Source organism: Caulobacter sp. X, assembly GCF_002742635.1.
In the GTDB taxonomy this organism is placed as follows: Bacteria; Pseudomonadota; Alphaproteobacteria; order Caulobacterales; family Caulobacteraceae; genus Caulobacter.
In genome coordinates, this window is record NZ_PEGF01000002.1 from 1,948,753 (window position 1) to 1,970,229 (window position 21,477).

Genomic DNA, 21,477 nt, shown 5'->3' on the forward strand with positions numbered 1-21,477 from the left:
CGCTTGGCGCCGCGCGCCGCCGCTTTGGGCGGCGGCGCGTCGGGTCATTGGCGCGCAGGTCGGGCGGGGCCTTAGCCCCCGTGGAGCATCGTCCACACCTTCCAGCCGCCGGTCACCACGGTCAGGACGGGCGCGGCGATCGTGCAGACCAGCACCACCGGGTTGCTCTTCAGCCATTGCACCAGGCCGCCAGCGGCGCCGATGCGGTCGGCCAGCGAGGCCTCGGTCTTCAGAGTGTCTTCGTTGGCCTTGGTCGCCACCGCGTACATCAGGTCGACGCGATTGTGCAGGGAGCGGTCGACCACTTCGAAGTCGCCGCGCTCCAGCGCCGCGGCCTGTTCGGCGCCATCGACCAGGTGCTTGGTGACCAGCCGGTTGCGCTCGGCCAGGCTCCGCAGGCGGTTGTCCCGCGCCGCGTAGTTGTCGCCATAGAGATCGATCATCCGAGCGGCCAGGTCGACGCGAAGCGCCTCGGGGATCTTGACCGGCCGGCCACCGAGCTGGCGATAGCGGTTTTCCAACGCGGCGAAGCCAAAGGTGGAGTCGCGCATGTTCCAGTGCAGCCAGTGCGTCGCGGCCAAATGGCTGCTGACGAAGGCGTAGAAGGCCTTGAACATCTCGCGCTCGGCCTGGTCGAGTTCCTGCGGGGTGGCCTTGGCCGGTTCCACGCCCGCTCGACGCAGCATGGTGCTCATCTCGAAGCTCTGGGTGGCCCCACTGCCCAGGTTGCGCGCGGCGATCGCGGTGACGCGACGGTCGGGCTTTTCGAACCCCTCGCAGGCATAGTGAACCACGAAGGCGTGGGCGCGGGAGGCCATGGAGCGGGCGATTTCTTCGCGCGCGGCGGTCCGGCGGGTCAGGGTCGTGGTCATGCTCAGGCTTCCTTCGACGTCGCCTTCTTGGGCGCGCTGTTACGCACGGCCCGGCTACGATCGCGTTCGGCCTGATCGGCCGCGGCCTTCAGCGCCTTGGCCGCCGCTTCGAGACGGGCGACCAGCGGCGTCAGATCGTAGCGGTTGGAGGTCTGGCCGCCGTGCGCCCGGTGACGGGCTTCCGAAACGATCAGGCCGCCGTCCAATCGCCAACGCCACCGTGGCCGCCCGCGAGGGGGTCTCGGTGCGCGTGCGCGACGTCGCCGTGGTCAAGGTCGGCGGCGCCCTGCGCACCGGCGCGGCCTCGGAGAACGGCGAGGAGGTGGTGATCGGCACGGTGCTGATGTTGACAGGCGAAAACAGCCGCACCGTCGCTGGCGCCTCGGCCGAAAAGCTGGCCGAGGTCGCCAAGAGCCTGCCGCCAGGCGTGAAGGTCCAGGTGGTCTACGACCGCTCCAAGCTGGTCGGGGCGACCATCAAGACCGTCGAGAAGAACCTGGTCGAAGGCGCGATGCTGGTCATCGTCGTGCTCTTCCTGCTCCTGGGCAACTTCCGCGCCGCCCTGATCACCGCCCTGGTCATCCCGCTCTCCATGCTGATGACCGCCATCGGCATGAACCGGCTGGGCGTCTCGGGCAACCTGATGAGTCTCGGCGCGCTGGACTTTGGCCTGATCGTCGACGGCGCGGTGATCATCGTCGAGAACGCCTTGCGGCGTCTGGCCGAGCGCCAGCACCACGAAGGCCGTCTTTTGACCCTGACCGAACGGCTGTCGGAGACCCGCGAGGCGGCCCGTGAAATGATCGCCCCCACCGTCTACGGCCAGGCGATCATCCTCCTGGTCTACGCCCCGCTGCTGACCTTCACCGGCGTCGAGGGCAAGACCTTCTCGCCGATGGCCATCACGGTGATGCTGGCCCTGGCCGCGGCCTTCGTGCTGTCGCTGACCTTCATCCCGGCCATGATCGCGCTCGTCATCCGCGGCAAGGTCGCCGAGAAGGAAGTCGCGCCGGTCCGCTGGACCAAGGCCCGCTACGCGCCGCTGCTGAGCAAGGTCGTGGCCCGGCCGCTGCCGGTGATCCTGGCCTCGGTCGGCATCTTCGCCGCCGCGGCGGTGACCTTCGCGTTCCTGGGCCGGGAGTTCACGCCCCAGTTGGACGAGAAGGACATCGCCGTCCAGGCCCTGCGGATCCCCTCGACCTCGCTGGAACAGTCGCTGCGCATGCAGCGGCGGATCGAGCGCGTGGTCGCCACCTTCCCCGAAGTGGCCTTCGTCTATTCCAAGACCGGCACGGCCGAGGTGGCCAGCGACCCGATGCCGCCCAACGCGGCCGACGCCTTCGTCATCCTCAAGCCGCAGAAGGACTGGCCCAACAAGAACGAGACCAAGGCGCAGCTGATCGAACGCATCGAAAAGAAGCTCGAAGGGCTCACAGGCAACGCCTACGAGTTCAGCCAGCCGATCCAGATGCGGTTCAACGAACTGATCGCCGGGGTGCGCGGCGATGTCGCCGTCAAGGTCTATGGCGATGACCTGGACGCCATGACCAAGACCGCCGAGGAGATCGCCACGGTCCTGCGATCGGTGAAGGGGGCGGCGGACGTCAAGGTCGAGCAGACCTCGGGCTTCCCGACCCTGGATGTCCAGCTCGATCGCGACGCTATCGGCCGCTATGGCCTGACGGTCGAGGAGGTCGCCGACACCCTGGCCGTGGCCATGGGCGGTCGCGAAGCGGGCCTGGTCTTCCAGGGCGATCGCCGCTTCGACGTGGTGGTCCGCCTGCCGGACGCCAGCCGCAACGACTTGGATGCCGTCGGCGCCCTGCCGGTCATGCTGCCGGCCGGCGTCGGCGCGCGCGCGGCGGTCCCGCTGCGCGATGTGGCCAAGTTCTCCTATTCGGAAGGCCTCAACCAGGTCAGCCGCGAGAACGGCAAGCGCCGGGTGGTTGTCCAGGCCAACGTCCGGGGCGCCGATCTTGGCTCCTTCGTTACTCAGGCCCAGGACAAGGTCGGCGCGCAGGTCAAGCCGCCGGCCGGCTCCTGGCTGGTCTGGGGCGGGCAGTTCGAGAACCTCAAGGCCGCCCAGGCGCGCCTGGCGCTCGTCGTGCCGCTTTGCTTCCTGCTGATCTTCGGCCTGCTGTTCATGGCCCTAGGCGGGGTCGCGCCGGCTGCGGCGGTGTTTTCGGCCATTCCGTTGGCCCTGGCCGGCGGGGTGTTCGCCCTGGCCCTGCGCGGCATTCCGTTCTCGGTCTCGGCGGCGGTCGGCTTCATCGCCTTGTCGGGCGTGGCGGTCCTCAACGGCCTGGTGATGATGACCGCCATCCGCCAGCGCCTGGCCTCCGGCCTGGCGTTGGAGGCGGCGATCATCGACGGGGCCATGGAGCGGCTGCGTCCGGTGATGATGACCGGTCTGGTCGCCTCGCTCGGCTTCGTGCCCATGGCCCTGGCCACCGGGACCGGGGCGGAGGTCCAGCGGCCGCTGGCCACGGTCGTCATCGGCGGCCTGATCACCGCCACGGCGCTCACCCTGTTCGTCCTGCCGGCCATCTGCCGCTTCGTCCTGCGCGCTCCGGTGCGTGGGGCCGCGGCGGCTCCGGTTCAATCCCAAGCTTGAGGAGGTGGCCATGCAAGTCGGGCAAGCCCTGCTGCTACGGATCTACACCGATGAGAACGCCATGCTCGGCGACCGGCGCTACTACGAGGCGCTGGTCGATCGGGCCCGTGGCGCGGGCCTGGCCGGCGCCACGGTGTTGCGCGGCCTGAGGGGTTTTGGGGCCTCCAGCGTCATGCACGGCGAGCGCGGCTTCGATCTGGCGCGAAACCTGCCGGTCGTGGTCGAGATCGTCGACGAGGAGCCCAAGCTTCGCCCCTTCATCGCCATGCTCGAACAGGGTGACGAGATCGGTCTGGTCACCCTCGAGAAGGTCGAGGTGGTCCGCTACGGCGGCCATCGCGTCCACTACGTCTGACTTGCCGGGCCGGCGTGTCGGGTCTCCCTGACGCGCCGGCCCGGACTCCATGTCTCGAGCCGGAGGTGGCCATGACCATCATCGTCAGCGTCGAAACCGACATCCGCGCCCCAGTGGCCAGGGTCTGGGCCAGCCTGGTCGATTTCGACCATTGGTCCGACTGGCATCCCCATCGCCGAGTGCTCGGCAAGGCCGAGCCGGGCGCGCGCGTCCAGCACCTGGTGGCCAGCGCCCATCCACTGCGCCGCAAGACGCCGGCCTTGATCGACATCCTCGAGCCGGAGGTCTGCCTCAGCTTCCGGTTCGGGCGTTGGCTGACCGGCTACAGCCATGAACGCTTGCGCCTGGAGCCGACGGCCAAGGGCGCGCGGCTGATCCAGGTCGCCGAGGTCGCCGACTGGACCGCCCCTCTGAACGGTGGGCGCGCCCGCTATGAAGCCTCGGTGCGGCAGGCCTACAGCGAGGTCGCCACGGCGCTGGAGCGTCATCTGGGCGTGGCCCGCGCGCCCAAGCCGCGTGGCGGCGCGCGCCTTCGCAGCCGCCTCTAGGGCGGTCCCATCCTGGCGCTGGTGCTTTGGCCCCCCGGGGCCTGGCCATCGCCCAAACCCCTCTTTCGGAGATCGTCGCATGGGAGCAGGACACGACCACGGCGCCAGCAACGCCAACGCCAAGACCCTCGGGATCGCGCTCGGCCTGACCACGACCTTTCTGGTGGCCGAGGTGGTCGCCGGTCTGGTCTTCAACAGCCTGGCGCTGTTGTCGGACGCCGCGCACATGTTCACCGACGCCGCCGCCCTGGCCATCGCCCTGGCGGCCATCCGGGTGGGCCGGCGCAAGCCGACCGACAGTTTCACTTTCGGCTATCGGCGCTTCGAGATCCTGGCGGCGGCCTTCAACGCCATCCTGCTGTTCGCCGTGGCCCTCTATGTGCTGGTCGAGGGGATCAAGCGTATCGTCGATCCCGAACCCGTCCAGTCGACCGGCATGCTGATCGTGGCGGTGCTGGGCCTGATCATCAACCTGATCGCCATGCGTCTGCTCAGTTCCCACAAGGACAAGAGCCTCAACGTTAAAGGCGCCTATCTGGAGGTCTGGGCCGATATGCTCGGCTCGCTCGGCGTCATCGCCGGGGCCATCATCATCCGCCTGACCGGCTGGCGGTTCGTCGACCCGATCGTGGCCATCGGCATCGGGCTATGGGTGCTTCCGCGCACCTGGATCCTGCTGAAGGACACCACCCGAATCCTGCTGGAAGGCGCGCCGCCGGGGCTGACCCTGGCGGCCGTGCGCAAGGCCATCACCCAGACGCCCGGCGTCGCCGGCGCCCATGAGTTGCACGTCTGGACCACTGGGGCGGACGAGGCCATTTGCACCGTCCACATCGTCCTGGCCGATGGCGCGGACGGCGAGGCTGTGCGCCAGGCCGTGGCCACGCGGCTGGAGGCCGACTACGACCTGCACCACGTGACTATCCAGACCGAGGCCCACAACTGTCAGGACGGGGCGGGCGGACACGCCTGAGCGGCGGCCCGCCGCTTGCGTGGCCTCAGGTCGTCGACGGCTTGGCCCGCCGGCCCCACCAGAAGCCGGCGGCCAGGGCCATGATCGTCAGCGCCTGGGCCAAGAGCCCCTCGACGGTGGGATAAAGGCCCAGCAACTCGACGCGCGGCGTGTGCAGCGGGTGCAGGTCGATCAGGCCCGCCTCCTGCAGGGCCGCCACGCCCTTGCCGGCCAGGACCACCGACAGCAGGGCCATCAGGCCGGCGCTGTAGGCGAAGAACTGGCCGATCGGCAGGCGCTTGCTGAAGTTCAGCATCAGCCAGGCGATCGCCGCCAGGATGACGACCGCCGTGGCGACCCCAGCCAGCATCGCCGCGCCGCCGCCCTGGCTCCACAGCGCCGTCATGAAGAGGATGGTCTCGAACACCTCGCGATAGACCACCAGGAAGGCCAGGCCGAACAGGAACCAGGCCGATTGCTTGGACAGCGCCTTGGACAGCTTCTCACGGATATAGACCTGCCAGGCGTCGGCCTGGGACTTGCCGTGCATCCAGATGCCGACCGAGATCAGCACGACGGCGGCGATCAGCGAACCAAAGCCCTCGGTCAGTTCGCGGCTGGCCCCACTGATCGAGATCAGATAGGTCGCCGCCGCCCAGGTCAGGCCGCCGGCCGCCAGGGCCGCGATCCAGCCGCCATGGACATAGGGCAGGACGTCGGCGCGGTCGGCCTTGCGCAGGAAGGCCAGCATGGCCACCACGATCAGCAGCGCTTCGAGGCCCTCGCGCAGCAGGATGGTCAGGGCGCCGGCGAAGCTGGAGGCGCTGCTGGCCTTTTCCGGGGCGAGCGCTTGGGCGGCCGCGCCGAACAGGGCGTCCAGCCGTTCGATCTGGCCGCGCACCTCGCCGATCGGCGCGCCCCGGCCGATGGCGCCGCGCACCTCGCCCATGGCCCCTTCGATCCGCTGCATCAGCGCCGCGTCCCGCGCCCGCAGGGCCGGTTCGACCGGCTCGAAGCCGTCGAGATAGGCCGCCAGCGCCAGGTCGGCGGCCTTACGGTGTTCGCCCGCGGTGTAGGCCGCCAGGCTGAGGTCGAGCTTGCGCCGGGCGATGTCCAGCGTGCCGGTGGTGGCCTGGACCACGACCTCGGGATGGCGGCGCAGATAGGCGGTCAAGGCGCGGGCCTTGGGTTCGCCGATCGCCGCGGCCAGGGCCGCCGGGGTCGTCTGGGTCAGGGCCTGCAGGTTGGCAAAGCGCGCCCGCACGGCCGGGTCGCTGTTCCACAAGGTCTCGCCGGTCTTGGCCTCGGCGTCGGTGAAGGCAAAGCGCCCGACATAGAAAGCCAGGTCCCAGCGATCGTCGCTGGGCAGGTGGGCGTAGCTGGCCATGGCCGTGCCATCCAGGCCTTGCTGGATGACCTGGTAGAGGCCAAAGGCGCTGCGCTGGCGGGCGCGCTGGGCGTCGGCAAAGGCAATCGGCGGTGGATCCAGGCCCGCGGCGTTGGGACCATTGGCGCGGCCGTCGGCCCCATGGCAGGCCGCGCACTGCTCGGCATAGAGCGCCGCGCCGCGCGCCAGGTCCGGCGCCCGCGTAGGGGCCAGGGGCGTGGGGTAGGCGGCCAGCAGATCGGCGGCCAGGCAGTGGGCCTGGCCCGCCACCAGGGCCGGATCCTTCTTGCCAGCGATCGAAGCTTGCAGGACCTCGGCCTCGCCCAGCAGGGCCGGCTGCACGGCGCTCGCGGGGAGCTTGGCGATCCGGTCGCGGATCTGGGCCCCGAATTCGTTCATCTCGGCATATTCGGACGCGCTGACGACCTTGCCGTCCTTCACAGCCCCGGGATAGTCGACGGCGACATAGTCGAGAAGCCGCCAGACGGTCTGGGCCGGCGTGGCTTCCTGGGCTTGGGCCGGAGCCAGGGTGAGGACCGCCCCGAGCAAGGCGACGACCAGGCTGGTCAGGGTGGGTTTGAGAGCGCCAATCATTATCATTCCAATAGTCTGTTCGGGCCGGGCGGGCGATGGGTCTAGGGAGCGGTGAGGGCGGCGCGTTGCTCGTCGCGCGCCTGGCGCGCGATCTGAACGGCGGAGGAGAGGAAGATCCAGGCCAGGACGAGGCCGGCGATCAGGTCGGGCCAGCGCGATCCGGTCAGCCAGACCAGGCCGCCGGTGGCAGCCACCGCCAGGCACTGGATCAGGTCGTTGCGGGTGCAGAGCCAGACCGAGCGGACATTGGCGTCGCCGTCGCGAAAACGCACCAGCAGGGCGGCGGCGACCAGATTGGCCAGCGCGCCCACCAGGCCGAGCACGGAGATGATCTCGCCGGAGGGGGCGGCCCCACGCCAGGCGCGCCAGATCGCGATGGCGGCGACCGATAGGGCCACCGCGCCCAGGCTTAGGCCTTTGAACCGCGCCGCGCCCGTACGGACCTTCACCGACTTGCCGATCGCCCACAGGCTTATGGCGTAGGTGGCGCTATCGGCCAGGAAGTCCAGGGCGTTGGCCGACAGGGACGCCGAGCCCTCGATCATCCCGCCGACCAGGACGATGGCGAAGCCCAGCAGGTTGATGGCGATGACCAAGGTCAGGGCGCGGCGATAGGCGGGGGAGGTCCCGTCGAACTTGGCGGGGCTGCCGCAGCCGCAGGAGGCGGGGAGGGGACTGGTGTCGCGCGCGGTGCTCATCGGATCCTTGTGCATCCTCTAGTCACTAGAGGATCAAGCCGATAGAGCTTGGCCAGGAGCGCCCATGACCCTTTCGATCGGACAGGTGGCCAAGGCCGCCGAGGTGAAGATCCCGACCATCCGCTTCTACGAGGAGATCGGGCTGTTGCCCGCGCCCCGGCGCGCGGCCAACGATCGGCGGATCTACGAGCCCGCGATCGTCGAACGCCTGGCCTTCGTGCGCCACGCTCGCCAGCTGGGGTTCCCGCTGGAGGCGGTGCGCGCCCTGCTGGACCTTTCGGACCATCCGGACCGATCGTGCGGCGACGCCAATCGCCTGGCCGCCGAGCAGTTGCAGGCGGTGGAGGCCAAGATCGCGCGCCTGGAAGGGCTGCGGACCGAGTTGGCGCGCCTGGTCGCGACGGGCTGCGAAGGCCCGGCCGCCGACTGCCGGGTGATCGAGGCCCTGGCCGGCTAGGCGCGGATCAGGGTTCACGGCCGACCGGGACCTTGGACGGCGCCGGCGTCGTCATGCCCGGCATGTCCTTCATGTCCGGCACGGCCTTCATGTCCTTCATTCCGGGCATGCCCTTCATGTCGCCGCCCTCTTTCATCACCGCGTCGTGGTCGGCCGGCGCGTTCTGAGTGGCGGCAAGGTACTGCTCGGGCGACATCGACGGCAGCTGTCGCACGAAGGCGACCATGTCCCACACCAGGGCGTCGCTATGGGTGCGGCCCCAGGCCGGCATGGCGGTCATCTTGATACCGTGCTTGATCACCCAGAACTGCTCGCCAGGGGGCCGCCCGGTGGTGCGCCAAAGTTCCGCCGCCTGCGGATAGAGCCCCCAACTCATCTCGGTCTTTTCCAGGCCCGGACCCAGATGGCAGCCGCTGCACATCTGCGTATAGAGCCCCGCGCCGCTGGCGATACGCTTGGGATCGCTCAGATTGTCGGGCGGCTGGATGCTGGCGGCCCGGACACTGATCGAACGGTTTCGCAGGGTCTCCAGCAGGGCGTAGACCGGCCGGGTGTGGGGCGCGTCAGCGCCGATGTTGTAGACGCCCAGGCCGATGGTGACGCCGGCGATCAGCGCCGCCAGGAGGGCGGCGACCCCCAGCACCAGGGCGATGCCAAGATGGGTGCGCGGGTGCGCGAGGTTCCAGCCGAACAACTTCATGGTCTATCCCTCCCTATGGGACATGGTCTCGGTGAGACGCGTTCTTGTCGGTGGCGCGCCTGAGCGCGGGCGGGCGCTAGAGGCCGGCGATGCGCTTGGCGATCTGGACCATGAAGGCCTTCATCAGCGCGGCCATCATCGGCAGGAAGATCAGCAGGGCCACGAAGATCGCGACGATCTTGGGCGCATAGACCAGGGTTTGTTCCTGGATCTGGGTCAGCGCCTGGAAGAGCCCGATGACCACGCCGACCACCAGGCCGACGATCAGCACCGGCGCGGAAATCTGGATGGTCAGCCAGATCGCCTCGCGCGCCACGTCCAGGACCTCGGCCCCGCTCACCGGGGGCGCTCGGGGCCGCGCGGGGCGGACTGGGCGATAGGCGCTTCATCGACAAACCCATCCTGAACCGAAGTCGCGGGCATCTGCCTTGCTCCGGGAAAACCGCCGCGGCGCAAGGCGCCGCTGCCTTGCCTTACGCAGCGGGGGAAGACTTCCCTCATCGGGCGCGTAGGATTGCGTTCGCGCCGCCGCAACCCGGCCGTCGCTCGCGAAAACGGCAGACTAGAACGTCGTTCACCGACCGTGATCGCGGGCTTGAGGGGCCGCGGGCGGCTAGCGCGTACCCCAGACAGAAACCGCTTTTTTGGAGATTTTCGTGAAAGCCAATCGTCAAGGCCTGGGGGGCGCGTCGGCGCTCGCCCTGACCCTAGCGCTCGCCTCTGTTCCGGGCAGCGCCTGGGCCCAAGCCCAAACCCAAGCGCCCGCGGCGCTCGAAGAGATCGTCGTCACCGCCGAGCGACGCGAGACCAACCTGCAGGACACGCCCGTGGCGGTGACCGCCATCACCGGCGACACGCTCCGGGCCCTGGGCGCGGCCACCATCGAGGACCTTCAGGTCTTCACGCCCGGGATCACCATCACCAACGACTCCATGGCCATCATCAACATCCGGGGCATCGGCACCTCGGCCTTCGGCGTGGCCACCGATCCCAGCTCGACCGTCCACTATGACGGCGTCTACATCCCGCGGCCGACCACCAGCTACCAGGACATGTTCGACGTCGAGCGCATCGAGCTGCTGCGGGGGCCGCAAGGGGTCCTGTTTGGCCGCAACTCGGCGGGCGGCACGCTGAACATCACCTCCCAGGCGCCGACCGCCACCCTGCAGGGCGTCGTCAGCGCCACCCTGGGCAACTACGACCGCCGCACCTTCAGCGGCACGGTGTCGGGGCCGCTCGGCGAGCGAGTGCGGGGCCGGCTGACCGTGATGAAGAACGATCGCGACGGGATCTATTCCAATCCCAAGACCGGCGAGGACTACCAGAACATCAATCGCGCCGCGGTCCGGGGCACGCTGTCCTTCCTGGTCAGCGACCAGCTGGACGTGGTGTTGCGCGCCGACTACGGCCGCGACCGCGAGACCGGCTATCCCTCGCTGCGCGCCAGCTATCCGGCCGCCTTCGCCCTGGCGGGCGCGACCATCCCGCGCGGCCGCGACGAGCTGATCCTCGACACCCGGCCGCGCAACAATGTCGAGAACGGCGGGGTTTCGGCCACGGCGACCTATGTCACCGCGCCGTTGACCTTCAAGTCGATCACCGCCTTGCGGGCCAGCACGGTCGATCAGGTTCTCGACGTCGACGCCACCAATCTCTTCCTGCGCAACATCACCCTGTGGGAGCGCTCGCGCTCGTTCACCCAGGAGCTGCAGGTCAGCAACAACGACGCCGAACGCCTGGAATGGATCGCCGGCGCCTTCTACCTGCGTGAAAAGGCCCGCGACCAGCTGCAGATCCTCGAGCCCGGGCGTCAGCTTGCCCTGCCGGAGAACAATGTCACCGACGCCGCGGCGCTCTATGGCCAGGCGACCTATCGGGTCATGGACCGCACGCGCCTGACCGCGGGCCTGCGCTACAGCTATGAGCGCAAGAATTTTGCCTATCGCGCCAAGGTCGGCGGCGTCGATGCGGGCGGGGAGGCGGCCAAGGCCTCCTGGCGCGCCTGGACGCCCAAACTCGGCGTGCAGTACGACGTCAGCGACGACGTGATGGCCTATGCCTCGGTGACGCGGGGCTTCAAGTCGGGCGGCTTCCAGCTGGGCGATGGACGTCCGTTCCGCCCCGAATACATCTGGAGCTACGAAGGCGGCGTCAAATCCATGCTGTGGGACCGGCGCGTGCGCGCCAATCTCAGCGTCTTCTACTACGACTACACCGACCTGCAGGTGGTCGAGTACATCAACGGGGTGGCGACCACCACCAACGCCGGCAAGGCCACGCTCAAGGGCGGGGAGCTGGAGATCGTCGCCCGCCCGGTCGCGGGCCTGGATCTGACCGCCACCGCCGCCTATCTCGACGCCCAGTACGACCGCTATTTCGACCAGGGCGTCAGCCTGGCCGGCTACACGCTGCCCAATGCGCCCAAGTGGAACCTGACCTTCGCGGCGGCCTATCGCTTCGAGTTCGCCGACGGCCACAGCCTGACCCTGCGTGGCGACGTGGGCTGGCGCGATCGGGTCTATTTCAAGCCCAACAATCTGCGGCAGTTCTCCGAGGACCCCAACACCCTGGTCAATGCACGCGCCACCTTCGCGCCGGCAGGCGGCGTCTGGGAGATGTCGATCTTCGCCCGCAACCTGACCGACGCGCGATACGCCACCTACAAGACGGTCGGCACGGATGCGACCGGGGTTTCCAACCCGGCACTGCCGCTCTCCGTCTTTGGGGAGCCGCGTCAGTACGGCGTGCAGATGCTGCGACGCTTCTGATGGCGGCGGCCTGCGCCGCGTCCTCCCACCAGCCCGCGAGGACGTCGGTCGCAGGTTTTCCATGTTCAATTTCGGGGAATAGTCATGAAATCCATGTTCCTGGCGGCCAGCCTGGCCGCCGCCTTCGCCCTGCCCACGAGCGCCGGCGCGCAAACCCGCGATCCGTCCGCCGAGGTTCGCGCCGTGGTCGATCAGTTCACTCAGGCGCTGTCGCAGAAGGACGCCGCGCGCATGGGGCCGCTGTTTTCCAAGGACAGCATCGTCATCGAGGGCGGGCGGCTGGAAGGCTCATTCGAGACCTATCTCCACCATCACCTTGGTCCCGAGCTGGCCGAGTTCGACAGCTTTACCGTGAAGGACCGCAAGGTCAGCGTCCGCCAAGCCGGCGATGTGGCCTGGGCCTATGAGACCTATGGCTATGAGGTTCGGCTGAAGGGCAAGCCCATGCCGCTCTCGCGCCTGGGCGCGACCACCGCGGTCCTGGTCAAGACCGACGGGGCCTGGCGGATCGTCCAGCTGCACATCTCGTCCAAAGCGCCGCCCGCCAAGAAGTAGCGGCCAGGACGCCGTCGTCGGCGAGGGCAAAGGGCCAAGCCTGCGTATCCCCTAGAAAGCCGCAAGGCGTGTGGGGCAAGTCCGTGGGGCAAAAGCTTATTGTGGTCGCCGACGATGATCCCGCCTGCCGGGGTCTGATGGCCGAGATCTTGACCGACGCGGGCTATGCCTGCGTCGAGGCCGAGTGCGGACGCAGCGCGCTGGCCTTGATAGACCTGCGGCCGGACCTCCTGCTGACCGACCTCTTCATGCCCGACCTGGACGGCATCGAGATCATTCTCAAGGCCAAGCAGACCTGGCCCGGCGTGCGCATCGCCGCCATCAGCGGCGGCATCGGCGCCTTCGACCCCATGGTGCTGCTGCGCATGGCCGCCATCCTGGGGGCCGACGTGGCTCTACCCAAGCCCTTCTCGGTTGACCAGCTGCTGACATGCGTCGCCCAGGCGCTCGCGGCCGAGCGCCCTAGCGCCGATCCAGGCGCACAGGATGTGCGATGAAACGCCCAGACTCTCCGCCCGATTGCGCGAACTATACAAGTTGCGAAGCTTGTTTCGCCGCGACTGGACTTCTCCGTCGGCTGACGACAAACGCCACCTACAATTAATTCGCAGTCGCAACTGCAAAGTGTGGGGCTTGTCCGTCATGCGCATCCAGAACCTTCCTCGTCTTGCTCTGCTGCTCACCGTCAGCGGGACCGCGCTCATCGCTTCGGCGGCGTGGGCTCAATCCTCCAGCCCGGCCACGCGCGCCCAGGAGGCCACCGAACTGAGCGGTGTGACGATCACCGGCCAGACCGAAAGCCGCCAGGGCTACAAGGTCAGCAAGACCCTGTCGGCGATGAAGACCGACACCGCCCTGATCGACACGCCCCAGTCGGTCAGCATCGTCTCGCTCAAGCAAATCCAGGATCAGGCGGCCGGCGGGATCGGCGACGCCATCCGCTACCTGCCCGGCGTGTTCTCCGCTCAGGGCGAGGGCAACCGCGAGACCTTGGTGTTCCGCGGTAACGCCTCCACCGGCGACTTCTTCGTCGATGGCGTCCGCGACGACATTCAGACCTACCGTGATCTCTACAACATCGAGCGCCTGGAGATCTTCCGCGGCCCCAACGCCATGATCTTTGGTCGTGGCGGCGTCGGTGGGGTGGTCAACCGCGTGACCAAGATGGCCGACTGGCAGCGCGTGCGCGAGGTGCAGCTGGAAGCCGGCAGCTTCAATCACAAGCGCGTTCAGTTCAACCTGGGCGACGGCGTCGACGACAAGCTCGCCCTGCGCCTGGCCGGTGTCTACCAGAACAGCGACAGCTATCGCGACGGCGTGTCCCTGGAGCGCTGGGGCTTCAATCCGACGGCGGCCCTGCGGCTGACGCCCGACACCCTCGTCCAGCTCGGCTACGAGCACTTCGAGGATGACCGCATCGCCGATCGCGGCGTGCCGGCCCGCTATCTGCCGGCCGGCGCGACCCGCCCGGTGACGCCGCTGCGCACGCCGCGCGACGTCTTCTTCGGCGATCCGGCCGCCAGCCCGACTTGGACCAATACCGACGCCCTGACCCTGTTCGTCGCCCACCAGATCAGCGAGCGGGTGTCGATCCGCAACCGGACCCGCTACGCCGACTATGACAAGTTCTACCAGAACGTCTTCACCGGCGCGGTCAACGCCGCCGAAACCGCGGTTCCGATCTCGGCCTACAACAACCGCACCCAGCGCAAGAACCTGATCAACCAGACCGACCTGAATGCCGATCTGATGCTCGGTGGCGTGACGCACAAGCTCCTGGTCGGGGCCGAGTTCGGACGCCAGGAGACCAGCAACCTGCGCCTGGAAGGCCGGTTCGCGGGTGGGGCGACCACCGTCACCGTCCCGGTCACCGCGCCGACCATCAACCAACCGATCAGTTGGGTCGCGATCGCCAGCAGCGGCGACAACGCCGGGGTCACCAAGCTGGCGGCCGTCTATGCCCAGGATCAGATCGCGCTGGGCGAAAAGGTCGAGCTGGTCCTGGGCCTGCGCTACGAACGCTTCAACACCAAGGTCACCGACCGCCGCACGGTCGGCTTCCCGGTGGGCCAGCAGCGCGATTTCGACGTCACCGACACCCTGTGGTCGCCGCGCGTGGGGGTGATCTACAAGCCCGCGGCCAACGCCTCGCTCTATGCCAGCTTCTCCAAGACCTATCTGCCGCGCGGCGGCGAGCAACTGACCAGCCTGTCGATCAGCAACCAGAACCTGGATCCCGAGCAGTTCAAGAACTACGAGCTGGGGGCCAAGTGGGACGTCCTGCCGGGACTCAACCTGGCCGCGGCGGTGTTCCAGCTCGATCGCAGCAACGTCCTGGCCCTCAGCGACCCCAACAACGCCGCCTCGCCGACGGTGCCGATCGGCCGCCAGCGCACCAAGGGCGTGGAGCTGAGCGCGACCGGCCAGATCAGCGACCGGGTGAGTCTGGTGGGCGCCTATACCTATTCGGACGGGACCTTCCGCGACAACGTGTCGGGCACGGTCAAGGCCGGCAACCAGCTGGCCAACATGCCCAAGACCAGCGCCTCGCTGTGGAGTCGCTTCGAGGCCACCGATCGGCTCGGTCTGGCCGCGGGCGTCGTCTACCAGGGTCGGCGTTTCGCCTCGAGCGACAACCTCGTGGTCATGCCCAGCTACACGCGGGTCGACGCAGCCGCCTACTTCAAGATCAACGACAAGCTGAAGGCGCAGGTCAATGCCGAGAACCTTTTTGGGGCGCGCTACTACCCGTTCGCCCAGAGCAACTCCAACCTCACCCCCGGCTCCCCGACGGCGGTGAAGGTGGGCCTGTCCGCCAGCTTCTGACCCCGCGGGGCGACGGACAAGACCGACCGGTTCGACGCCGACCAGAGCCCCGCGCTCTGGTCGGCGTCAGCTTGAGGCCGGGCGCGCATCGGGGCGCGCGCCTGAAGGATACCAAGACCATGAGAATCCTCATCGCCGAGGATGACGACGAGACCGCCGACCATCTGGCGCAGGCCTTGCGCGCCGTGGGCCATGGCGTCTCACGCACCGACAACGGCGTGCAAGCCTTGCTGATGGCCATGAACGAGGTCTTCGACGTCCTGATCCTGGACCGGATGCTGCCGGGCATGGATGGCCTGCAGGTCGTGAAGATGCTGCGGGCGGGCGGGGTGAGCACCCCCGCCCTGATGCTGACGGCCATGAGTCGGATCGCCGATCGTGTCGAGGCGCTGGAGAACGGGGCCGACGACTATCTGATCAAGCCCTACGCTTTCTCCGAACTGCACGCGCGCTTGAACCTGATCGCGCGCCGGGCCAGCGTGGCCCGGCCCGAAAAGGCGCTGGTGGTGCTGGACCTGGAACTGGACCTGCAAAGACGCGTCGTGCGGCGCGGCGGCAAGCGCTTGGACCTGCAGCCGCGCGAGATCACGATGCTGGAGGTGCTGATGCGCAACCCCCATCGTTTCATGACCCGCGCCATGCTCCTCGAAGCGGTCTGGGAGCTTGGCTTCAATCCACGCACCAACATCGTCGAGACCCACATCAGCCGCCTGCGCGCCAAGCTGAACGCCGGCTTCGCCACCGACGCGATCATCACTCAGCGCGGGTCGGGCTACATGATCCGCAGCGAATGATCCGGCTCTTTCCTCGATCGACCAGGGGCCTTGTCCTTCTGATCGCCGGGTTGCTGTCGCTGGCCACCCTGATCCTGGGCCTGATCGTCTATCGCGTCTCGCACGAGGCGCTCGAACGTCAGCTCCGCCACCGCGTCCTGGTGCAGACCCAAGGGCTGCTGGCGGCGCGGCGAGGCGGCGGCCCCTCCGCGCTGGTCGCGGCGATCGGATTGCGCGAAGCAGAGGGGCGAGGCGAGGGGATGGGCTACATCTTGGTGGGCGCGCGGGGCGAGCGCCTAGCCGGCGCCCTGCGTGCTTCGCCGCCGGAGCCGGGGTGGCTGGAACATCTCGACTTCGAGGACGGTGGCGGCGCGCGCGGCGTCGCCCAGGCCCTGACCACGGCCTTGCCGGGAGGCGGCCGGCTGGTGGTCGCCGCCGACCGCGCGCCGGTCGACGCCGCGGATCTGGCACTGCTCAAGGTCTTCGCTGCGGCGCTTTCGATCACGCTGCTGCTGGGCGTGGGCGGGGCCGGATTTCTCGGGGCGATCATTCAGCGACGCCTGGCCCAGATCAGCGCCGCGGCCCAGGCGATCGTCGACGGCGATCTGACCCGCCGCATGCCGCGCGACCCGGCGTCCCAGGAGTTCGACGCGCTGGCCGCCACTCTCAACCACATGCTCGACCGCATGCAGGTGCTGATGGAAACCCTGCAGCAGGTCTCCAGCGACATTGCCCATGACCTGCGCACGCCGCTGACCCGCCTTCATGGGGTTCTGGAGACGGCGCTAGGCCAGCCCGCCGGTGACGGCGACCAGGGCGCCCGGCTAGCCCTGATGCGCGCTTCAGCCCACGCCGAGGAGATCCTCGACCTCTTCGCCGCGCTTCTGAGGATCGCCGAGATCGAAAGCCTGGAGGTTCGGGCTGGATTCCAACATGTCGATCTGTCGGGCCTGGTGGAGCGCTGCCTCGACGCTCTGCGTCCGGATGTCGAGGCCGCGGGCTATGTCCTGCGCGCGCGCATCGACCCCGGCCTGGCGGTCGAAGGCGACAAGCACCTCCTGTCCCAACTGCTCGTCAACCTGATCGAAAACGCCGCTCGCCACACGCCCCTGGGCACGCTCATCGTCGTGTCACTGGCCGCGACGGCCTCCGATGCGGTCCTTTGCGTTCGCGACAATGGTCCAGGCATCACGGCCGACAAGCATGAGGTCGTGCTGCGGCGGTTCTCGCGGCTGGAGCAGAGCCGTCACAAGCCAGGTCACGGCCTGGGCCTGACGCTGGCTGGCGCGGTGGCGCGCGCCCACGTCTCGACTTTGCGCTTGGAGGACGCCAGGCCGGGTCTGGCGGTGTCCCTGACCCTGTCGCGCGCCTAGAGCAAGGCTCCGGCCATGAGCCTGAAGCTCCCAGCCTCATGGAGGATGAGCGCGCCGATCGCGATCAGCACGAAGGGCAGGACGATGTGTCCGAATTTGCGGATCGGAGCGCCGATCGTGCGGTGATTGACCAGCCAGAAGGCCAGCAGGCACCAGATCGCGGTCATGGCCAGGAAAGCAGCGGCAGTGATGACGATCTGGCCGGCGGTGCGGGTGGCGAAAAACGGCGCTTAGACACCCAGATTGTCGCCGCCATTGGCGATGGTCACCGCCGCGACGGCGATGATCTTGCCCAGCCCCGACGCGCCGGTCCGATCGGGAATCTCGTCTTGGGCCGCATCGATAGGCTTGCGCAGGTCGAACAGCTTCTTGAGGCCCAGGGCGAGGGGGATCAGGCCTAGCAAGCCCACATAGGGCGGCGCCAGGACGAGCGAGACCAGCGCCGCCAGAACGCTGGCGCCAACGAGAACCGCCATGCCCAGGTATTGGCCCACCACCACTTGGCGCGGTCGAAATCGCCGGTCGGAGAAGAAGCCGACCAGAACGAAAATATCGTCGACATTGGTGACGGCGAACAACGGAACCGCAAGGGCGAGAGTGGCGAAATCCATGGACTGACCTGGGCGACTGGCTTTGAACGAGGGTTGCTGGCGCGGATGCGGCGGCTAACGGGCGGCGGTGCTGGCGCGGGGCGCACCAAGGCCGGCCACGCCGACACCGGCGGCCCGGATCGCGGCCAGGCCATTGGTCGCGAAGGCTGACCGCGAATAGCGGGCCATCACCCAGGCGCGCCCCTCCTGGCCGCACTCAAAGGCCCATTGCGGCGCTTTGGCAAGGTTCTCCAACGCCCCGGCCAACGCTTCGACGTCGCCATAGTCGACCAACACGCCGCCGCCCGAGGCCCTGATGCTGTTTGCCATTTCGCCGACCGGGCTGGCGATCACGGGCAGGCCCGCGCACATCGCCTCGTGGGCGGCGATGCCGAAGCCTTCATGGTGGGAGGGCTGCACATAGCCATTGAGCAGGGCCAGGAACGGGCCAGGCGCGACGAAGCCGACGAACCAGACATTGGTCAGCTTCAGCTCGGCGACACGGCGCTGCAGGTCCGCCCGCGCGGGGCCATCCCCGGCGATCAGCACTTGGAGCGTTCTGGCCCGGGCCGGCGAGGTATCGCGCAGGCGGGCCAAGGCCTCGATCAGCACGTCATAACCCTTGTTGGGATGCAGTCGCCCTAGGCTGCCGATCGTGAACTTGCCGCTGTCGGCCGCCTTGGCCACGGGGGCCTCGGGATCGGCTTGGAAGATCGGCCAGATGCTGATCTGGTCCTGGTCGATGTTCAGCACGCGCTTGCCGAACGCCGCGACGGTGTCGGAGTCGGCGATCCAGTGACGGGTCAGCGATACGGTCGCGCGCATGATCATCGCGTTGACCGGCTTCAGCCAGGCGTTATGCAGCCAGCTGACCACAGGGATTCCTTGCAGCCGGCCGACCAGCTGGCCGGTGACGGTCGCATGGCTCAGCGAAGTCCAGATCAGGTCCGGCGCCATGGTCTTGACGATGCGGTTGAGCCGCAGCGCGGTGCGTACGAAGCGGCGCTTGGCGCCGCCGATGACCGCATAGGGCGTCCCCGTCGCCTCCAGCACTGGGCGGGCCAAGCCATCGCGCTCCATCAGCGAGACTACGAAGACCTCATGGCCCGCGGCCCGCAGGACCGCCAGGATCCGTGGCAGCGGCAGCGCGCCGCCGCCGCCGTCCAGCGAGTTGATCACGTAGCAGATCTTCATCGCGACATCCCCCCGACCACGCTAGGTCCGGTGCCGGGCGAAGACCGCCGTCTTGCCGGTGCGGTCCAGCACCAGCAGGGTGTCGAACGGATCGCGCTGGCCGCCCGGCATTTCCATGCCGGGCGAGCCCAGCGGCATGCCCGGGACGGTCAGGCCCAGGCCCTTGGGTCTTTCCTTCAGGAAGCGCGCGACGTCGGTCGGCGGCACATGGCCCTCGAAGACGAAACCGTCGATGACACCGGTGTGGCACGAGGCCAGTTGGGGCGTGATCCCATAGCGCGCCTGGATCGGATAGAGATCGTCCATCTCCATCACCGTGGCCTTGAAGCCGGCCTTCTCCATCTGGGTCAGCCAGGCGGTGCAGCAGGCGCAGATCGGCGTCTTGTAGAGAACGAACCGTCCGGGCGGCGCGGCCTGGGCGCAGCCGGCGAGGAGGAGCGCCGCGCCGGCGGCGAGCAGGGCCCGGCGGTCAGGCGGGGAAGCGAACTTAGCCATGTCTGGACTCATTTCAGTGGGAATCAGGAGAGGTGGCCTTGGCGTGGCGGGCGACCGAGGCGGGCCAGAGCCGGTCGGTCTCTCGTCGCAGCTTGCCGCGCACGGGCGCTTCGAAGCGGTGGTGGATGATGAGCGCGGCGGCCGTGCTGAGGACCAGCAGGCACGCCACCTCCCAGGCGCCGAGCAGATAGGTGCTGGAACGGCCCGTCAGGATCGAGACCACGCCCTTCCAGCCGATCAGCACGGGCATGTGCAGCAGATAGAGCGCGTAGGATGCTTCGCCGGCGACCAGCATCCAGGGGTGCGACAGAAGGCGATCGGCGCGCGCCGTCGACAGCACGGCCAGCGCCAGGATCACCGGACCGGCGGCGAGGACCACCAGGCGGTCGTCGGCCTTGAAGTGCATCAACAGCAATAGCGTCGTCGCCGACAGCCAGCCTGCCGCGAGCGCCTGGACCCGCGTCGGTCGCAAGCCTTGGCCCAGCCGATAAAGGGCGATGCCGTAGATGAATTCCGGTGCTATCCGCAGGACCCCGAGATTGGCTTGGGCGTGGACCACGGTCTGACCGAACATCGCCTGATAGCTCAGCTCCGCGCCCACGAAGACGAGCGCCGACAGGCTCAGCAGCCGCCAGGGACGCTGGGCGAGCGCGACGCCGATCCAGGCGAAGGCCGGGAAGGCCAGGTAAGCGAACCATTCCGCCGACAACGACCAGGACGGACCGTTCCAATCCGCTACGAAGGTCTGAGGAAGCCAGGCCTGGACCAGCAGCACGGTGGCGGCCAGGCCCAGGGGATTATAGAGGCCGCGGTCAAACTCTGCGCCGACCAGGATCGCCAGGCCGACCATCACCAGCACGAAGGCCAGCACCAGCAGATGGGTCGGATAGATCCGCGCGATGCGGGCGACCAGGAACCGTCGATAGTCCAGCGTCCCCTCGGCTAGGGGCTGGCGATAGGCATGGGTCAGGACGAAGCCCGACAGGATGAAGAAGATGTCGACGCCGTACTGGGCGCGGTTGAACAGGCCGGTCCAGGCCGAGGCGTTCCACGACCACTGCAGCTGATAGTGGAAGAGCACCACGCCCAGGGCCAGGAGGAAGCGTACCGAAGTCAGCGCCGGCAGGGCGTCGGGAAAGGCCCCCCTGGCCGCCTCGGGTGCTGTTCCTGACCTGTCCTGACGCATCTGACCCCGCTCGATCCTTGGCCGGTATACGCGCCGGGGCGGGGCCAGCCCTCAGATGGGCAAGGACGTCTTCGGGGCGGCCGCGAGCGGATCGACCAAGGCGTCGCCAGGGTGAGGGCTGAGCGGCGGTCCTGCGTACTGCTTGGCGTGGATCGCGCCGCGGCGGCGACAAGCGGGACATTGGACATGAGGTCGCAAGGACTGCGCATCGGGCGCCTGGCGGGCTTGGCCGGGCTGGCGCTGTGGCCGGCGACAGGCCATGCCGCGCCGACGGACTATCGCTTCGAGCCGATCGCGTCTGTGGTGGCGCGCGGCGTGGCCGTACAGCTGCAGGTTCGGGTCTGGCGGCTGGACAATCGCCTGGTTCCGCAGGTCCAATTCAGCAATCTGCAAGTCGATCGCTCGCCGGAGGGGCAGGCGGATGGGGCCTTGCCCGCCTTCTTCGCCCCCAGCCTGGACTACGGGGTCTACACCTTCCGCGCGGACCTGCCGACCGACGGAACCTGGGCGCTGAAGTTCACCGCCAAGATTCCTGGCGAA

Annotated in this window: 20 protein-coding genes and 2 pseudogenes; 12 read left to right on the forward strand and 10 right to left on the reverse strand. The window is 68.4% G+C overall.

Features of this window, described 5'->3' with window-relative positions; genetic code table 11:
• Positions 1 to 71: 71 nt before the first annotated feature.
• Both CSW60_RS21750 and CSW60_RS21755 read right to left on the reverse strand, forming a co-directional pair.
• Positions 72 to 872, reverse strand: a complete 801-nt coding sequence (locus CSW60_RS21750) for a hypothetical protein (protein WP_062093592.1) — start codon at positions 870 to 872, stop codon at positions 72 to 74.
• A 2-nt stretch (positions 873 to 874) separates the two neighbouring features.
• Positions 875 to 1,078, reverse strand: a complete 204-nt coding sequence (locus CSW60_RS21755; protein WP_201723111.1) for a hypothetical protein — start codon at positions 1,076 to 1,078, stop codon at positions 875 to 877.
• Here CSW60_RS21755 and CSW60_RS21760 point away from each other — a divergent pair.
• The 4 genes and pseudogenes from CSW60_RS21760 to CSW60_RS21775 all read left to right on the forward strand — a co-directional run.
• Positions 1,078 to 3,486 (forward strand): annotated as a pseudogene (locus tag CSW60_RS21760) (efflux RND transporter permease subunit); the annotation flags it as partial. The gene CSW60_RS21755 and the pseudogene CSW60_RS21760 overlap by 1 nt on opposite strands.
• Positions 3,487 to 3,496: 10 nt before the next feature.
• Complete coding sequence (locus CSW60_RS21765; protein WP_062100018.1) at positions 3,497 to 3,841, forward strand: DUF190 domain-containing protein; 345 nt, start codon at positions 3,497 to 3,499, stop codon at positions 3,839 to 3,841.
• 71 nt (positions 3,842 to 3,912) lie between these two features.
• A complete protein-coding gene (locus CSW60_RS21770; RefSeq protein ID WP_062100017.1) occupies positions 3,913 to 4,389 on the forward strand; it encodes an SRPBCC family protein in 477 nt (158 codons plus the stop codon).
• A 79-nt stretch (positions 4,390 to 4,468) separates the two neighbouring features.
• Entirely contained in the window at positions 4,469 to 5,362 is an 894-nt protein-coding gene (locus tag CSW60_RS21775; protein ID WP_062100016.1) for a cation diffusion facilitator family transporter, read from the forward strand.
• A 25-nt stretch (positions 5,363 to 5,387) separates the two neighbouring features.
• On the opposite strand, the gene CSW60_RS21780 is transcribed toward CSW60_RS21775, so the two are convergent.
• The gene (locus tag CSW60_RS21780) at positions 5,388 to 7,322 is read right to left on the reverse strand and encodes a cytochrome c/FTR1 family iron permease (protein WP_096033045.1); all 1,935 of its coding nucleotides are present in this window, start codon (positions 7,320 to 7,322) and stop codon (positions 5,388 to 5,390) included.
• 41 nt (positions 7,323 to 7,363) lie between these two features.
• The gene (locus tag CSW60_RS21785; RefSeq protein ID WP_062100000.1) at positions 7,364 to 8,020 is read right to left on the reverse strand and encodes a cation transporter; all 657 of its coding nucleotides are present in this window, start codon (positions 8,018 to 8,020) and stop codon (positions 7,364 to 7,366) included.
• A gap of 64 nt (positions 8,021 to 8,084) precedes the next feature.
• Between CSW60_RS21785 and CSW60_RS21790 the strand changes: the two genes are divergently transcribed.
• Positions 8,085 to 8,477, forward strand: a complete 393-nt coding sequence (locus CSW60_RS21790; RefSeq protein ID WP_062099999.1) for a helix-turn-helix domain-containing protein — start codon at positions 8,085 to 8,087, stop codon at positions 8,475 to 8,477.
• A gap of 7 nt (positions 8,478 to 8,484) precedes the next feature.
• Here CSW60_RS21790 and CSW60_RS21795 read toward each other — a convergent pair whose 3' ends face one another.
• Positions 8,485 to 9,177: a cytochrome c gene (locus tag CSW60_RS21795; RefSeq protein ID WP_082749843.1), complete on the reverse strand. Its 693-nt coding sequence runs from the start codon at positions 9,175 to 9,177 to the stop codon at positions 8,485 to 8,487.
• A gap of 76 nt (positions 9,178 to 9,253) precedes the next feature.
• Complete coding sequence (fliQ, locus tag CSW60_RS21800; protein WP_062099998.1) at positions 9,254 to 9,517, reverse strand: flagellar biosynthesis protein FliQ; 264 nt, start codon at positions 9,515 to 9,517, stop codon at positions 9,254 to 9,256.
• Positions 9,518 to 9,833: 316 nt separating this feature from the next.
• Between fliQ and CSW60_RS21805 the strand changes: the two genes are divergently transcribed.
• The 6 genes from CSW60_RS21805 to CSW60_RS21830 all read left to right on the forward strand — a co-directional run bounded on the left by CSW60_RS21805 (position 9,834) and on the right by CSW60_RS21830 (position 17,472).
• Positions 9,834 to 11,945, forward strand: a complete 2,112-nt coding sequence (locus tag CSW60_RS21805; RefSeq protein ID WP_062099997.1) for a TonB-dependent receptor — start codon at positions 9,834 to 9,836, stop codon at positions 11,943 to 11,945.
• A gap of 84 nt (positions 11,946 to 12,029) precedes the next feature.
• Positions 12,030 to 12,500, forward strand: coding sequence for a nuclear transport factor 2 family protein (locus CSW60_RS21810; protein ID WP_062099996.1), 471 nt, complete (start codon positions 12,030 to 12,032; stop codon positions 12,498 to 12,500).
• 101 nt (positions 12,501 to 12,601) lie between these two features.
• Entirely contained in the window at positions 12,602 to 12,997 is a 396-nt protein-coding gene (locus CSW60_RS21815; protein WP_062099995.1) for a response regulator, read from the forward strand.
• 145 nt (positions 12,998 to 13,142) lie between these two features.
• Positions 13,143 to 15,326, forward strand: coding sequence for a TonB-dependent siderophore receptor (locus tag CSW60_RS21820; RefSeq protein ID WP_099539106.1), 2,184 nt, complete (start codon positions 13,143 to 13,145; stop codon positions 15,324 to 15,326).
• Positions 15,327 to 15,445: 119 nt separating this feature from the next.
• Positions 15,446 to 16,120: a response regulator transcription factor gene (locus tag CSW60_RS21825; RefSeq protein WP_062099993.1), complete on the forward strand. Its 675-nt coding sequence runs from the start codon at positions 15,446 to 15,448 to the stop codon at positions 16,118 to 16,120.
• Positions 16,117 to 17,472 carry a HAMP domain-containing sensor histidine kinase gene (locus tag CSW60_RS21830; RefSeq protein WP_062099992.1) on the forward strand — a complete coding sequence of 452 codons (1,356 nt, stop codon included), beginning with the start codon at positions 16,117 to 16,119 and terminating at the stop codon, positions 17,470 to 17,472. The genes CSW60_RS21825 and CSW60_RS21830 overlap by 4 nt, the downstream gene beginning before the upstream one ends.
• Here CSW60_RS21830 and CSW60_RS24195 read toward each other — a convergent pair.
• The 4 genes and pseudogenes from CSW60_RS24195 to CSW60_RS21850 form a co-directional block, all read right to left on the reverse strand.
• Positions 17,469 to 18,083 (reverse strand): annotated as a pseudogene (locus CSW60_RS24195) (cadmium resistance transporter). The gene CSW60_RS21830 and the pseudogene CSW60_RS24195 overlap by 4 nt on opposite strands.
• Before the next feature lie 54 nt (positions 18,084 to 18,137).
• Positions 18,138 to 19,256: a glycosyltransferase gene (locus tag CSW60_RS21840; RefSeq protein ID WP_062099991.1), complete on the reverse strand. Its 1,119-nt coding sequence runs from the start codon at positions 19,254 to 19,256 to the stop codon at positions 18,138 to 18,140.
• 21 nt (positions 19,257 to 19,277) lie between these two features.
• The gene (locus tag CSW60_RS21845; RefSeq protein WP_062099990.1) at positions 19,278 to 19,751 is read right to left on the reverse strand and encodes a DUF411 domain-containing protein; all 474 of its coding nucleotides are present in this window, start codon (positions 19,749 to 19,751) and stop codon (positions 19,278 to 19,280) included.
• Between the two features lie 13 nt (positions 19,752 to 19,764).
• On the reverse strand, positions 19,765 to 20,937 hold the full coding sequence (locus tag CSW60_RS21850) for an acyltransferase (protein ID WP_062099989.1): 1,173 nt from the start codon (positions 20,935 to 20,937) through the stop codon (positions 19,765 to 19,767).
• Between the two features lie 186 nt (positions 20,938 to 21,123).
• On the opposite strand from CSW60_RS21850, the gene CSW60_RS21855 reads away from it, so the two are divergent.
• A partial coding sequence (locus CSW60_RS21855) for a hypothetical protein (RefSeq protein ID WP_099539107.1) occupies positions 21,124 to 21,477 on the forward strand: 354 nt, incomplete at its 3' end.